The organism is Erwinia sp. AK-PDG3-5, assembly GCF_056821705.1.
The window spans coordinates 2,142,621-2,157,120 of sequence record NZ_CM165967.1 but is presented as its reverse complement, the minus strand read 5'-3'; the positions used below and the strand labels follow the sequence as shown (position 1 = coordinate 2,157,120).

The 14,500-nt window shown below is 54.1% G+C and carries 16 protein-coding genes; 7 read left to right on the top strand and 9 right to left on the bottom strand.

What is annotated here, in order from left to right; translation table 11 throughout:
- Positions 1–28: 28 nt before the first annotated feature.
- Positions 29–1,117 (bottom strand): lytic murein transglycosylase, encoded by a 1,089-nt coding sequence (locus tag AC1UKS_RS09935; protein ID WP_482436691.1) that lies wholly within the window; start codon positions 1,115–1,117, stop codon positions 29–31.
- 99 nt (positions 1,118–1,216) lie between these two features.
- On the bottom strand, positions 1,217–1,483 hold the full coding sequence (locus tag AC1UKS_RS09930; protein ID WP_265910658.1) for a YcgL domain-containing protein: 267 nt from the start codon (positions 1,481–1,483) through the stop codon (positions 1,217–1,219).
- Between the two features lie 158 nt (positions 1,484–1,641).
- On the opposite strand from AC1UKS_RS09930, the gene minC reads away from it, so the two are divergent.
- The 3 genes from minC to minE are packed head-to-tail and all read left to right on the top strand — an operon-like array spanning position 1,642 to position 3,462.
- Positions 1,642–2,334, top strand: a complete 693-nt coding sequence (gene minC / locus AC1UKS_RS09925) for a septum site-determining protein MinC (protein ID WP_482436690.1) — start codon at positions 1,642–1,644, stop codon at positions 2,332–2,334.
- 42 nt (positions 2,335–2,376) lie between these two features.
- Positions 2,377–3,189 carry a septum site-determining protein MinD gene (gene minD / locus AC1UKS_RS09920; protein WP_265910660.1) on the top strand — a complete coding sequence of 271 codons (813 nt, stop codon included), beginning with the start codon at positions 2,377–2,379 and terminating at the stop codon, positions 3,187–3,189.
- Positions 3,190–3,192: 3 nt separating this feature from the next.
- Positions 3,193–3,462 (top strand): cell division topological specificity factor MinE, encoded by a 270-nt coding sequence (gene minE, locus AC1UKS_RS09915; protein WP_482436689.1) that lies wholly within the window; start codon positions 3,193–3,195, stop codon positions 3,460–3,462.
- Positions 3,463–3,513: 51 nt separating this feature from the next.
- On the opposite strand, the gene rnd is transcribed toward minE, so the two are convergent.
- From rnd to yoaA, 5 genes are all read right to left on the bottom strand, one after another.
- Entirely contained in the window at positions 3,514–4,623 is a 1,110-nt protein-coding gene (gene rnd / locus AC1UKS_RS09910; protein WP_482436916.1) for a ribonuclease D, read from the bottom strand.
- Positions 4,624–4,733: 110 nt separating this feature from the next.
- A complete protein-coding gene (gene fadD / locus AC1UKS_RS09905) occupies positions 4,734–6,416 on the bottom strand; it encodes a long-chain-fatty-acid--CoA ligase FadD (protein ID WP_482436687.1) in 1,683 nt (560 codons plus the stop codon).
- 208 nt (positions 6,417–6,624) lie between these two features.
- A complete protein-coding gene (locus AC1UKS_RS09900; RefSeq protein WP_013202464.1) occupies positions 6,625–7,221 on the bottom strand; it encodes a Slp family lipoprotein in 597 nt (198 codons plus the stop codon).
- A 57-nt stretch (positions 7,222–7,278) separates the two neighbouring features.
- Positions 7,279–7,980, bottom strand: coding sequence for a tRNA (adenosine(37)-N6)-threonylcarbamoyltransferase complex dimerization subunit type 1 TsaB (gene tsaB, locus AC1UKS_RS09895; RefSeq protein ID WP_482436686.1), 702 nt, complete (start codon positions 7,978–7,980; stop codon positions 7,279–7,281).
- Between the two features lie 57 nt (positions 7,981–8,037).
- Entirely contained in the window at positions 8,038–9,948 is a 1,911-nt protein-coding gene (yoaA, locus tag AC1UKS_RS09890; protein WP_013202466.1) for a DNA repair helicase YoaA, read from the bottom strand.
- Between the two features lie 221 nt (positions 9,949–10,169).
- Here yoaA and AC1UKS_RS09885 point away from each other — a divergent pair, with 221 nt between their 5' ends.
- Both AC1UKS_RS09885 and AC1UKS_RS09880 read left to right on the top strand, forming a co-directional pair.
- A complete protein-coding gene (locus tag AC1UKS_RS09885) occupies positions 10,170–10,421 on the top strand; it encodes a hypothetical protein (protein ID WP_013202467.1) in 252 nt (83 codons plus the stop codon).
- A gap of 319 nt (positions 10,422–10,740) precedes the next feature.
- Entirely contained in the window at positions 10,741–11,094 is a 354-nt protein-coding gene (locus AC1UKS_RS09880) for a RidA family protein (RefSeq protein WP_482436685.1), read from the top strand.
- A gap of 18 nt (positions 11,095–11,112) precedes the next feature.
- Here the strand turns inward: AC1UKS_RS09880 and AC1UKS_RS09875 are convergent, their stop codons facing one another.
- A complete protein-coding gene (locus tag AC1UKS_RS09875; protein WP_482436684.1) occupies positions 11,113–12,108 on the bottom strand; it encodes an alpha/beta hydrolase family protein in 996 nt (331 codons plus the stop codon).
- Between the two features lie 5 nt (positions 12,109–12,113).
- Positions 12,114–12,362: a YoaH family protein gene (locus AC1UKS_RS09870; protein WP_482436682.1), complete on the bottom strand. Its 249-nt coding sequence runs from the start codon at positions 12,360–12,362 to the stop codon at positions 12,114–12,116.
- A gap of 111 nt (positions 12,363–12,473) precedes the next feature.
- Here AC1UKS_RS09870 and pabB point away from each other — a divergent pair, with 111 nt between their 5' ends.
- Entirely contained in the window at positions 12,474–13,838 is a 1,365-nt protein-coding gene (gene pabB, locus AC1UKS_RS09865; RefSeq protein ID WP_482436681.1) for an aminodeoxychorismate synthase component 1, read from the top strand.
- Positions 13,831–14,418, top strand: a complete 588-nt coding sequence (locus AC1UKS_RS09860; protein WP_482436679.1) for a CoA pyrophosphatase — start codon at positions 13,831–13,833, stop codon at positions 14,416–14,418. The genes pabB and AC1UKS_RS09860 overlap by 8 nt, the downstream gene beginning before the upstream one ends.
- Positions 14,419–14,500: the final 82 nt, after the last annotated feature.

Here is a 14,500-nt window from a genome sequence, read left to right as displayed (position 1 = left end):
GAGCCATTTGTCCATGCCTGTCTTCGCGCTATTGCGAAATAGCGTCAGCCATCATGCCGATGCTGATGGCGAAATAATAAGACCGATTCCAGTGCATGATGGTGCGAAAATTGTCATAAACCATGAATGCACGGCCTGGGGTATCGTCCGGCAGAATAATCCAGGCACGCTGATGGGTATCTGGCAGCGCGCTATCGCTGGTCATTCGCACGCCGAGTTTCTCCCACTCGCCGACGGTTTTGGCCTGTGCATCTTTGATGCCGGCCTGATCGGTCACGAAATCAACCGGCAGCACAATTTCCCTTCCCCAGCTTTCGCCCGCTTTCCAGCCCTCTTTCGACAAATAATTCGCGGTGGATGCAAAGACATCGTCGACGTTGTTCCAGATATCAATTTTGCCATCACCATCGCCATCAGCTCCATACTGCATAAAGGAACTTGGCATAAACTGGTTTTGCCCCATTGCGCCTGCCCAGGAGCCTTTCATCTCCTCTGGCGCAATGTGCTGCTGCTGAATAATTTTCAGCGCGGCAATCAGCTCCTTGGTGAAGAACGCTTCGCGTCGTCCTTCAAACGCCAGCGTCGAGAGCGATGAAATCACATCCTCTCTGCCCTGAATTTTACCAAAGCTACTCTCCATCGCCCAAAGCGCAACGATATATTGCGGCTGGACGCCGGTCTGCTGGCTGACCGGCACCAGCTGCCCTTGATATAGCTGCAGATTGTCACGGCCCTGTTGGATCTTCTTGTCAGTCATCACCCGGGACAGGTAATCGCTTAACGTAACCTTTTTCTCAAGCTGGTTCCGATCGGAGGTAATCACGTGATCGACGAAACGCACATTGGCAAAAGCAGCATCGACGGTGGCGCGATCGATCCCTTGCTGAAGCGCCTGCGCTTTCAGTTGCTCGACGTAGCCGGGGAATTCAGCCGGGTCGCGGCCGGTAGCGGCCAGCGTGGTTTTACTGGGCTGTTGCAGAAAGCCGCCCTGGGAAGGTGCGCTGGCGGGCGGTTTAGCAGGAACGGGGGTTTCTGGCGCAGGGGCTGCGCTGTTTTTACTGGCGCATCCGGCCAATAACAGGGAGAAAATAATGCTACTGAGGGATGTAAGCTTCATGCGGGCATCCTTTTTTTGCCGTCGCCGCCACAATTTAAATCCAGTGGATTGCCGTTGCGGCGGCGATATATTTTGCAGATAGTTCCTAATTAATCTTTTTTACTCTTTTTCCAGATGCATCTTAAGCAGACTTTCGATCGGAGGAGGCACCTGTAAATAAAATCCCTGCTCTTCAAGCGCGGCCTTCACTTTGGTGAGATCCGCGTTAGCCAGCTTTTTGCTGCCGTCCAGCGGCAGCAGCATCGCCAGCTGCGGTTTACCAAAACCTTGCATCAGTTCCGCAGGAACGCGGGAGAAATCGTCTTTTTTTTCGACATAAAGATAAGTCTGGTCACGCTTGGGGCTTCTGTAGATCACACAAAACATATTTTTTACTCGAATTAACCTGGATGGTGACTTGCCTGGATATAGTAGTAACTATAACATGCTTGCAGAACTTCGGAATATTGTCCCAACGCGATTATATGTTCGTTTAACGACATAAATTAGCCGGGACCAGAATTAACAGGACTGAGCCGGGACAGATGTCACAAACGCCAATCGAGTTAAAGGGCAGCAGTTTTACTCTGTCTGTTGTGCACCTTCACCACGCTGACCCAGACGTGGTTCATCAAGCGCTTCAGGATAAAGTCAATCAGGCTCCGGCCTTTCTGAAAAATGCTCCGGTGGTGTTGAACGTTGCTTCATTGACCAGTGAGGTTAACTGGAGACTGATGCAACAAGCCGTCACCTCTACCGGTCTGCATATCGTTGGCGTCAGCGGCTGCAAAGATGAACCGTTAAAACGCATCATTACTCGCGCCGGTCTGCCGCTGTTATCGGAAGGTAAAGAGCAGAAAAAAGCCGTCGAGGTGATTGAACCGGTTAAACCCGCTGAACTTCCGCCTGTTAAAACCCGGCTAATCAATACGCCAGTCCGCTCTGGCCAGCAGATTTATGCCAAGAATTGCGATCTGATTGTGACCAATAGCGTCAGCGCCGGTGCAGAACTGGTCGCCGATGGCAATATCCACATTTATGGCATGATGCGTGGCCGTGCACTTGCTGGTGCCAGCGGCGACCGTGATTGCCAGATTTTTTGTACCAGTTTGTCAGCAGAGTTGGTCTCTATCGCCGGTGAATACTGGATGATGGATCATATTCCGGCTGAATTTTTTGGAAAAGCGTCACGTCTCTGTTTAAGAGACGGCGCCCTGACTATACAGACACTGAACTGAGCCAGGCTCACGAGCCCTTTCTTTTCTTAAGGAAATCATTTTATGGCACGCATTATTGTAGTTACATCGGGTAAAGGGGGCGTTGGCAAGACCACGTCCAGCGCGGCCATCGCTACCGGTTTAGCCCAGAAGGGCAAAAAAACCGTGGTTATCGACTTTGACATCGGCCTGCGTAATCTCGATTTGATTATGGGTTGTGAGCGTCGCGTGGTGTATGACTTTGTGAACGTGATTCAGGGTGATGCCACGCTGAACCAGGCGCTGATCAAAGATAAGCGTACTGAGAACCTGTTCATTCTGCCTGCGTCACAGACACGTGACAAAGATGCATTAACGCGTGATGGCGTTGAAAAAATCCTGAATGACCTCGGTAATATGGATTTCGACTTTATTGTCTGTGACTCACCGGCAGGGATCGAAACCGGTGCACTGATGGCGCTGTATTTCGCCGATGAAGCTATCATTACCACTAACCCGGAAGTCTCTTCAGTTCGCGATTCAGACCGTATTTTGGGCATTCTTTCGTCCAAATCCCGCCGTGCGGAAAATGGTCAGGATCCGATTAAAGAGCACCTGCTGCTGACGCGTTATAACCCGGGTCGTGTGAACCGTGGCGATATGCTGAGCATGGAAGACGTGCTGGAAATTTTACGTATTCCACTGGCAGGTGTGATCCCGGAAGATCAGTCGGTGCTGCGCGCCTCTAACCAGGGTGAGCCGGTGATTCTGGATGCCGAATCCGACGCAGGCAAAGCCTATGCGGATACCGTTGACCGTATTCTCGGTGAAGAACGTCCCTTCCGCTTCATTGAAGAAGAGAAGAAGGGTTTCCTGAAACGCCTGTTTGGGGGATAAACCATGGCCTTACTCGATTTCTTTTTATCCCGTAAAAAGCCGACAGCCAATATAGCCAAGGAACGGCTGCAGATCATTGTGGCAGAGCGCAGGAGGGGCGACAGTGAGCCCCACTATCTGCCACAGCTGAAAAGGGATATTTTGGAAGTTATCTGCAAATACGTGAAGATCGATCCGGAAATGCTGAGCGTTAAGCTGGATCAAAAGGACGATGATATTTCGATTCTGGAGCTCAACGTGACGCTCCCGGAGGCAGAAGACGCACCGAAATGATCCTCTCCTGCTCTTGATTTTCCCCTGCTTTCAGGCAGGGGAAAACCTCGGTCAGTATGCCTTCAGGATTTCAGCGATCCCGTCGTGAAGCAGTTCGCCCCGCCATCCATCAATCAGCTCGGGTTTTCTGTCCCGTGGTTTTAACTTCCAGTGCCAGCTCAGCAGTTGGTTAATCTGACGACGTGACGCCAACAACTCCTGACTAATGCCCTCTTTTTCTGCCACTTCCGCCATCAACACTTTCAGCTCTTTGAAGACTTTCTTGTAGTCAGAATTATCAATCAGGTTAGCGACCGGTTCCGGCAGCTCGCTCTCTTCCATCGCATTCGCCTGAGCAACCATCGCCACCAGTGCTTTACCGTGGAAACGAATCTCCTGACCGGCAAGCCCAAGGTGATCCAGCTCGCCGAGGGAACCGGGCATATAGCGCGCCACTTTCCACAGGTTCTCTTCGCGCACCACGAAATTCACCGCCATGTCCTTTTCACGTGCCAGCTCCAGCCGCCATGCCGCCATCAGACGCAGTGCAGCAAGCTGACGCGGACGCAGTTGCCAGGCATTGGTAATGTCACGGTAAGCCTCTTGTGGGGCCACCAGCATTTGACGGCGTTGACACAGCAGGCTGCATTCGTTCAGCGCGGCATTAATCCTGCCCGATTCTTCGGCTTCCGCCAGCAGCTTATGGGCAATCGGCAGCAGGTAGAACACATCAGCAGCAGCATACTGGCACTGCTTCTCGGTCAGCGGACGCGCCAGCCAGTCAGTGCGTGATTCGCTTTTATCCAGCGCGATACCGGTAAAGGATTCAACAATGGTGGCAAATCCGCAGGAAAGTGGACGGCCGGTAAAGGCAGCCAGAATCTGCGTATCAATCATCGGCACCGGCAGCACGCCATATTCGTGCAGGAAGACTTCCAGATCTTCACTGCCAGCATGCAAGAACTTGATCACCTTCTCGTCGAGCAGCAGATCGCGGAATGGCGCCCATTCGGTGATTGCCAGCGGATCGATCAGCGCGATATTCTCGCCGTCATACATCTGGATCAGGCCAAGGCCAGGATAATAGGTGCGGGTTCTGACGAATTCGGTATCCAGCGCCAGGGCCGGAAACTGACGGGCGGTCAGGCAAAGTTCAGCCAGCGCCTCGTTGGTGGTTATCATGGTGTAGTTCAAAATGATCCTCTCGCTGTGGCCTTTCCGGCCTCAGTCTAATCACAATAAAAACGCCGGCATGACCGGCGTTTTAGCATTCTCGGAAAGCGCAGCGATAATCAGCTGGCTTTAGCCGCTTTTATCGCTTCATCACGCAGTTCGCGTCGCAGAATTTTGCCGACGTTAGTTTTCGGTAACTCGTCCCGAAACTCAACGATTTTAGGCACTTTATAGCCCGTCAGGTTCTTTTTGCAATGGGCGATCAGCTCTTCTTTGGTCAGTGAAGGATCTTTCTTCACTACGCAGATTTTCACCGTCTCTCCTGCCACTTCGTTAGGAACACCAATGGCGGCAGCCTCACGCACTTTCGGATGCAGCATCAGAACATCTTCGATTTCGTTAGGATAGACGTTGAAACCGGAAACCAGGATCATGTCTTTTTTGCGATCGACAATGCGAATAAAACCTTCCTGGTCAACGGTAACAATATCACCGCTGCGAAGCCATCCATTTTTTAACACTTCATCAGTTGCATCAGGCCGTTGCCAGTAACCGAGCATCACCTGCGGTCCTTTGATGCACAGTTCGCCAGGCTCGCCCTCAGCGACCTCATTGCCTTCATCATCCACCAGCATGATATCAGTGGAAGGCACGGGCAAACCGATGCTGCCACTGTGATAGCGGATGTCGTAGGGATTGACTGAAACCAGCGGTGAGCACTCGGTCAGGCCGTAACCTTCCAGCAGATAGTGCCCGGTCAGCTTTTCCCAGCGTTCGGCGACCGCTTTCTGCACCGACATGCCGCCACCGGCTGACAAACTGAGGCTGGAGAAGTCGAGCTTCTGGAAATCTTCATCATTCAGCAAAGCGTTAAACAGCGTATTCACGCCGGTAATCGCGGTGAAGCGCACTTTGGACAGCTCTTTCACCAGGCCAGGAATATCTCGCGGATTGGTGATCAGCAGGTTTGCGCCGCCCAAATCGATGAACAGCATACAGTTCACCGTCAACGCGAAGATATGGTACAGCGGTAAAGCGGTGACCACCGTTTCTTTGCCCTCTTTTAACAGCGAGCCATAGGTGGCTTTGGTCTGCTCAAGATTCGCCTGCATATTGCGATGAGTAAGCATCGCGCCTTTGGCGACGCCGGTGGTTCCGCCGGTATATTGCAGGAACGCCAGATCGTCGTTAATGATGTCCGGGCGCACATACTGCATGCGATAGCCCTCATGCAGTGCGCTGCGGAAAGAGATCGCATTGGGCAGATGGTATTTCGGCACCATCCGCTTGATGTATTTGACAACAAAATTGACCAGCGTGCCTTTCGCCGGCGCGAGTTGATCGCCCAGCCGCGTGAGGATTACGTGCTTCACCTGAGTTTTAGCGACTACTTTTTCCAGCGTGTGGGCAAAGTTAGAGACGATAACGATGGCACTGGCACCGCTGTCGTTCAGCTGATGTTCCAGCTCGCGCGGGGTGTAAAGCGGATTGACGTTAACCACAATCATTCCTGCCCGCAGAATGCCAAACAGCGCGATTGGGTACTGCAACAGGTTAGGCATCATCAGGGCCACCCGATCGCCCTTTTTCAGGCCCAGGCCTTGTTGCAGATACGCGGCAAAAGCACGGCTGCGCTCTTCCAGCTTACGGTAGGTCATCGCCTGCCCCATATTGATGAAGGCGGGTTGGTCTGCGTAACGTTTAACTGCGTGTTCAAACAAATCAATCAGCGATGTATAGCGGTCAGCAGTGATCTCTGCCGGAACATCTGCCGGATAGCGGTTTAACCAAACCTTATTCAAGGAAACACCTCGGAATGTCGTATTTGTTGTCATCGCAGCCTCAAACAGTCGCATCTTTTAACATTATTTTAACTCAGCGTACCAGTTTGCTCTGTTCTCTGTTTTGAGGTTGCGAAGCCCATCACTAAAATAATCTCATCCTGAGATCGGCAATAAAAAACGACCCGAAGACGTAAGCCATCGGGTCGTAAGAGAGTCTGCTATCTGTCTATTCCGTCAGGATAGTTTGTACCTGTGCTGGCCCGGTATTGTAGTAACCGAACGGCGGCGGTCCCCAGTATCCACCATGGCGACTACCGCGTGGTGGACCGTACCAAATCCACGGGTCGATCGGCTGTGGCGGCGAGACAATTTGCTGGGTCAGATGCCAGCGCTGATAACCGGTCACATCAACAGTAATGAAGTTATACGAGGCCTGGCCGACTTCCCCTTTCTCGGTGCCTTTTATCGGCCCGACAACGGTCACAATCTGATTGTTGAAGTCGATAGGATCGACGAACCCTTTGATATCGGCATAAATACGGCCGATAGATGGCGTCCCTAATATCGGTCTGGCGGTGTCATCAAGACGCTGAGCGGCAATTTCCAGCCGGGTCATGCCATCTTTATTCACCACTTTGACCACTTTCCCGCCGAAGCGAGATTCCTGACCGACATAGATTTGCGGAGCGTTCATCACCCGCACCAAATCCTGCTGTGGGGTGGGAGACGTGCCTTTCACCGAATCTGGCACGCTCATGCAGCCAGAAAGCAGTGCTGAGGCCAGTAACAGACTACCTAACTGCAATAAAACTCGTTTACGCATAAAGTTCTCCAGGATACTGATTACTCTGACTGCTTCCCTGATAAATAGTTGCCCGGATTACTCGCGGCCCGGCAATTTTTTCCATGTCACTTCATTACGCAAATAGGTCGGTTCAGCCTGTTCCACCGCCACCATTCGACCCGCGGCGTAAGCCAGGGCGGCCAGCGGTAACATATCTTCCGCGCAAGGCAGTTCGACGTCGGTCACGGTAAGCGCCAGCCCGCTGTTTTCGGCCAGCTGCGGCCAGGCTTTCCAACCGGTTCCTACCATCGCCCAATGCCCGGTCAGCGCGCCCATTCTGGCTTGCGCGGCCTCTGGTTTCAGCACGGCTTCGGTTTCTGCACCCTGCCAGTCGCCCTGTGCGTCACGCTGATACTCGGCCCAATACACTTCACCCATGCGGGCATCAATCGCCGCCAACACGCGCGACGCGCCGTGCAGACGCCAGGCACTTTGCGCCATGGTTTTCAGCGTGGAAACGCCGATCATCGGCAGTTCTGCACCAAACGCCAGGCCCTGCGCGATGCCGATACCGATACGGACGCCGGTAAAGCTGCCCGGCCCCTGACCAAAGGCCAGCGCGTTTAACTCCGCAAGCCTGGTGTTTTCTTGCTGAAGCAATGCCTGCACCATCGGCAAAATACGCTGGGTGTGCTCACGGGCACACAGCTCAAAATGGGCCGTGACGTTTTCGTCATTCAGCAGCGCAACTGAACAGGCTTCGGTAGCCGTATCAATTGCTAAAATACGCGGGGACATACACACCTCTGGCGGGATAGATTTTTCGGCGCGCAGCATAGCACAATGCGCCGCAGATTACTGTTGTGCCGACGGTTTAAGAAACTCAACCGCCTGCTGAATATCGCGCGTTCTGGGGGTCGGAGGCAGGCTGTTGAGGAACACTGCGCCATAAGGCCGCATCACCAGCCGGTTATCGCAGATCACCAGCACGCCCCGATCGTCCACATCGCGGATCAATCGACCCACCCCCTGTTTCAGGGTGATCACCGCATCAGGAAGCTGCACCTCATCAAAAGGATCGCCGCCGCGCAGCTTGCAGTCTTCCATGCGCGCTTTTAACAGCGGGTCATCCGGCGAGGTAAACGGCAGCTTATCGATGATCACCAGCGACAGCACGTCGCCGCGCACGTCCACGCCTTCCCAGAAGCTGCTGGTCGCCACCAGCAAGGCGTTTCCGGCAGCAACAAACTGCTTCAGCAACTGACCTTTACTGGTTTCCCCCTGCAGCAGCACCGGCAGCGTTAACATCGCGCGGAACTGCTCAGCCAAATCACGCATCATCTGGTGCGACGTGCAGAGGAAGAAGCAGCGGCCATTGTTGGCTTCAATTAACGGTAGCAGCATCCGCGCCATCTGCTTTGCCCCACCCGGTTGATTGGGTGACGGCAGATTGCGCGGCACGCAGAGGAGCGCCTGGCTGGCGAAATCAAACGGGCTCTCGAGGATCATTGTTTTCGCACTGCTAACGCCAAGGCGCTCAACAAAATGCGTCATCTTCTCGTTCACCGCCAGCGTGGCGGAGGTAAATATCCAGCTTGCCGGACGTTCGTCCATCACTTCGCGAAAACGATCCGATACCGAGAGCGGCGTAAGCGCCAGAATAAAGTGGCGGGAATTGCATTCGTACCAGTAGCTGAAACCCGGCTGCGTGACGTCTTTCAGACGCTTGAGACGTCCCCGGTAAAGGGCCGCGCGGTCAAAGGCGGCATCCAGCAGCGCAGAACGCCCCAACGACATTTTTGCCACGTCATAACAAAGCTCAAGCGCATCATCCAGCAGCAACAGCGCACGCTGAATGTTGGGGTTGTTCATGATATCGCGCAGATTACCGCGGAAACCGGGGTCGCCCAGCGCCAGGCGGAAATCCTGTGCGCTTTGTGATAAACGGTCGGCGGATTTTTGCAGCTGCTGAACGTCACGCACTTCGGTGCGGTAGGCAATCGTGATGTCTTTCGCCAGATCGATAAGCTGCTTGCTGGAAAGCTGCTGGCCAAAATACTGGCTGGCAATGTCCGGGACCTGATGGGCTTCATCGAAGATCATCACGTCGGCCTCCGGGATCAGTTCAGCAAAACCACTCTCTTTCACCACCATATCCGCAAGAAACAGGTGATGGTTAACCACCACCACATCGGCATCCATCGCTTTGCGACGGGCTTTCACCACAAAACAGTCTTTATACACCGGGCAATCGCTGCCCAGACAGTTGTCATTGGTGCTGGTTACCATCGGCCAGATGGTGCTGTCTTCCGCGACACCGCCGCAGGTGCTGATATCGCCATCGACCGTTTCACTGGACCAGCCGCGCAGATGGACCAAATCGCTCATCGCCTGCACGGCCAACTCGCCGCCGACCATCGACTGCTGCTCCAGCCGCTCCAGGCAGAGGTAGTTCGATCGCCCCTTTAACAGCGCGACTTGCCCTTTGAATTTCAGCGCTCTTGCGACGGTAGGAAGATCGCGACTGTAGAGCTGATCCTGCAACGCTTTCGATCCGGTCGAAATGATCACTTTTTTACCGGATCGCAGCGCAGGCGCCAGATACGCGTAGGTTTTCCCGGTGCCGGTTCCCGCCTCTACCACCAGTTCATGCTTATTTTCGATAGCTTCACTGACCGCCTGCGCCATCTGTCGCTGCGGTTCACGCGGTTTGAATCCTGGGATTGCCAGCGCCAGCGCGCCATCTGCTGCAAAATCGTCTGCCACACGTCCTCACTACGTTTTAGAAAACACTGTAATTATGTCAGTATCCGCGCCCCCGCTCCACCCTTTAGGTGACAGCCAGTCAGATACTGTGCTTCGCGCCTGGCTGCCGGGCACATAAAAGGAATTAACCTGCTCATTGTATTGACCTTTACGTTTGGCGATTCTATTTTGAATGTCAGTCAGCGCGCTGGTTTTCCTGATAATTTAACCGTGGAGGGGCTATGTCAGACGAAGAGAGAATTAAAAAGCTTGAGGAGACCGTCAACAGGTTGAACGTTGAGACCCTGGTGCTGAGGGAAATTCTTGGGCAGCAAATCGCGCTCAACAATCTTAACTACAAGGGTAAATTTGATGACGTTCTTGAGGCGCTGGCAAAAGAGTATGCCGGCCGAGGCCTGGAGGAAGGCAGCAACCGTGAGATCCACGACACAATCCGACAGTACATCAAATATCAGGATCCCGCTGTCGATTGATACTGGTTCCGACCAGGCCGCTTCATGCGGCCTGCCCGTTTGACGCGTCCCTGCATTGTTGGAGAAGGCCCTGTGCAAGCAGCCTTATAAACGCTTGTTTTGGGAACATCTCAGGCACTTAATTGCCCCATTCCGTCTTTTTATCGCAACATTCAACGCATCATTGCTGGTGTAAAATTAGCGGGATGGGTTAGCTGACTGGGCTTAAGGCCATTTGTCTCAGCATGTTAAGCGGAATGATGATATTTTTAACCAGAATGTTCCAAATATGCCCCGCAGCGATGCGAAGCGTGGCACCAATGATGAGTCAGGTATAAAAATGTCGAAAGAAATCACAAGAGTTGAGCCTGTAGAGCACCGCATGTCCGAAGCGGTGATCCACAATGACACCGTCTATTACACCAGCGTGCCGGAAAATCTGGATGAAGACGCGGAAGCGCAGACCGCCAATGCTCTGGCGGTGATTGACAGTCTTCTGACCCGCGTGGGTTCAGATAAGAGCAAAATTCTTGATGCGACGATTTTCCTGGTGCACAAAGAGGATTTTCAGGCGATGGACCGTGCCTGGGATGCCTGGGTTTCACCCGGTCATGCCCCGGTGCGCTGCACCGTTCAGGCTAACCTGATGAACCCGAAGTATCTGGTCGAAATCAAAATTATTGCGGCTCTGTAAGCCGTAGGCAGGCGGTGTCTAAGGCTTAAACAGCGCCTGTCGTCCTTCCACTGAAGGAAAAACGCAACGCACATCATGCGCACAGCCGGCGACTATCGCCAGGGTGTGTGGTCTGGCAGTTTTTAATACATCCCGATCGTAGCGGGCGTAATTCTCCCCGCGCTCCAGCCTCGACGCGCCCTGTGCCATCGCCGCACACGACTTATCCAGGATCCGCCAGTAGCGCCCTTTTCCTTTACCCCGATCGTCACCCCCCTCAAGATAGCGAACCTCTGCGGAACGATAACGGTCTCTCGCATTGATGTGATCGTCCGGCAGCCAGGCCGGCAGATTGTGCATGCCGTATTTATAATCGCTTACGGCAGGACAGGCGTCCGCGTTTAAAGCATCAAAATAGAGCCAGCTTCCTGGATCGGCCACCACATAGCGCAGCGTCACGCCTGCGGGAGGTTGGGAAAAGGCGATGTAGTGCTGCACAAACTGGCCACCAGCAGAAAAACCCGCCACGGTGATTTCGCTCAGAGCCGGCCAGCGCTGTTTAAGATCGGCGATAGTCTCATCCAATGCGCTAAAGGCCGACAGGTTCCCGGCGTTATCCTTTCCGCCATCTAACCAGGAATGACAATTCCACAGCGCGTCATCTGGTAAAGCCTCAGGCAGGCCGTCCGACTGGCAATGGCTGGCATCCGTGCTGGATACCTGGAAAAGGGGAGCAACAATGACGATGTTTTTGGCGTCTGGCGTATTGCTGGCTGCTTGCGCGGCCGCGGTGAGCGTGTTGCCCACGTCACGAGGATGACCGTGCAGGACAATCAACGCCCGGGTCACCTTGCCACCGGCAGGCGCGAGCGTGAAGTAATGGAAGTTGCCCGCGTTCTCAGCCAGTGCAAACGTGTGTTCGCGGGCGCTGACAGGCCACGCCTGCGGAGCAGCTAACGCTTGCGGAACGACGGGTATCCAGCAAGCCAGCAGCAGCATCAGCCGCGAAAGCGTTTTACCGACTGTTCGCAGCATGCGCATTAATCGTTTTCGTCTTCTTCGTCTTCGTCGCCGTAATCCTGATTGATCTCTTCATCTTCATTGTTGTCTTCATCATCGTCGTCATCGAATGAAGCGGTGATCATTTCGCCGGTGTGGTTTTCACGGATTTCGGCGGCAACCAGTTGGATCGCCTGCCCGCTACTCATGCCTTCAGACATCAGCTGCTGGATGCGTTCAACGGCCTGTTGCTGCTGCTCATAGGACAGCGAAGGTAAACCTGTAATCATATCCACTCCTGGTCGTGCGCGCGGCGTATTCCACGCGCAACAAACAGATGCCAGCAGCAAAAAAATATGCCAGGCTTAACGCCTGTTATTGGTCTGGTTTGCTGAATCATCATGTCACCTGTCTGTTATCCCCTTAAGTATACGCCGGAAGCCCTTGGGAATCTGTTTGGTTTTGTTGCTCATCAACCCTGGGCGATGCTGCTGCATTCAGGTTTTGCCGATCACAGCGATAACCGCTTCGATATTATGGTGGCCGATCCGCTCACCACGTTGATAACACATGGGAAAACCACCCGTATCCAGCACGGCGATGGCGTGGAAACCAGTGAAGACGATCCGCTCAACTTGCTGGATCAGACGCTGAAGCAGAGTGGATTGCAGGCCGAAGAACATCCGGATTTTCCTTTTCAGGGCGGTGCGTTAGGATTATTTGGTTACGATTTAGGCCGCCGTTTTGAGCAACTCCCGCAGGTGGCATTACAGGATTTACAGACGCCGGATATGGCCGTCGGCATTTATGACTGGGCGCTCATCGCCGATCACCATCTGCAGGCACTGACCTTAATTGTGCATGGTGATGGTGAAAACCGCCTTACCTGGCTGAATGCCTTGAGCGCAGGTAAACCCACCCCACCCTTCCGTCTGACCAGCCCATGGCGTTCCAATCTGACGCGGGCGGAGTACGGTGAGAAATTCCGCCGTGTTCAACAGTGGTTACGCAGCGGTGACTGTTATCAAATCAATCTTGCTCAGCGTTTCCAGGCCAGCTACAGCGGTGATGAATGGCAGGCGTTCAAACGGTTGAATGAGCAGAACCGTGCGCCTTTCAGCGCTTTCCTGCGCCTGCCTGGCAGCGCCATTCTTAGCCTGTCACCGGAGCGCTTCCTGAAAATGACCGGTGACAGCATTGAAACCCGGCCGATCAAAGGCACGTTGCCGAGGCTCAGCGATCCCGAGGCCGATCGTTTACAGGCGGAGAAGCTGGCAAATTCGCCTAAGGACCGCGCGGAAAACGTGATGATTGTTGACCTGCTGCGCAACGATATTGGTCGCGTTGCCCAGCCTGGCAGCGTTGCCGTGCCGGAACTGTTTGTGGTCGAACCTTTCCCGGCGGTGCATCATCTGGTCAGCACCATCACCGCCAGACTGAAACCGGCGTTAAGCGCCTGCGATCTGCTACGCGCCTGTTTCCCCGGCGGCTCAATTACCGGCGCGCCGAAGGTCAGAGCGATGGAAATCATCGATGAGCTGGAACCGCACCGACGAAATGCCTGGTGTGGCAGCATTGGCTATCTCAGCGTGTGCGGCAAGATGGATACCAGTATTACCATTCGCACGCTGACCGCCGAACAGGGAAACCTCTACTGCACGGCTGGCGGCGGGATCGTCGCAGACAGCCAGGAGCAGGCTGAATACCAGGAGACGTTCGATAAGGTAATGCGGATCCTACCCTGTCTGGAGCAAGCGGATGTCTGATGCGCACCTGACGCTCAACGATTTTCTCAGTCGGTTTATGCTGCAACGGCCCGATGTGACCTCAAATCAACTGCCCACCCGCCGGGCGGCCGTATTGGTGCCGATCGTCGATCGCCCTCGCCCGACCTTGTTGCTCACCCGACGCTCCGCCACATTGCGTAAGCATGCCGGTCAGGTGGCATTTCCCGGTGGAATGATGGACCCGGAAGATGCTTCTTTAATTGCCACCGCGCTGCGTGAGGCGCAGGAAGAAGTGGCTATTCAACCGGATAGCGTGCAGGTGGTGGGCGTATTGCCCGCCGTGACCAGCAGTACCGGTTTTCAGGTAACGCCGGTCGTCGGCATACTTTCGCCGTCGCTCGACTGGCATCCTAATGAAGGTGAAGTTGAATCCCTGTTTGAAATGCCGTTGCAGGAAGCGTTGCGCCTTGGCCGCTATTCCCCCCTGGATATCCAGCGTTATGGTACGTCGCACCGCGTCTGGCTCTCCTGGTTTGAAGACTATTTTATCTGGGGGATGACCGCCGGGATCATTCGTCAGTTGAGCCTGCAGGTGGCAAACCACGCCCAAACTGACTAATTTTCCGACACAACGGCTACACAATCCCCCTCAGGCAGTTTTTTTCACCAACCTGGCGCACATTCTTCGCGTCAAATCACTG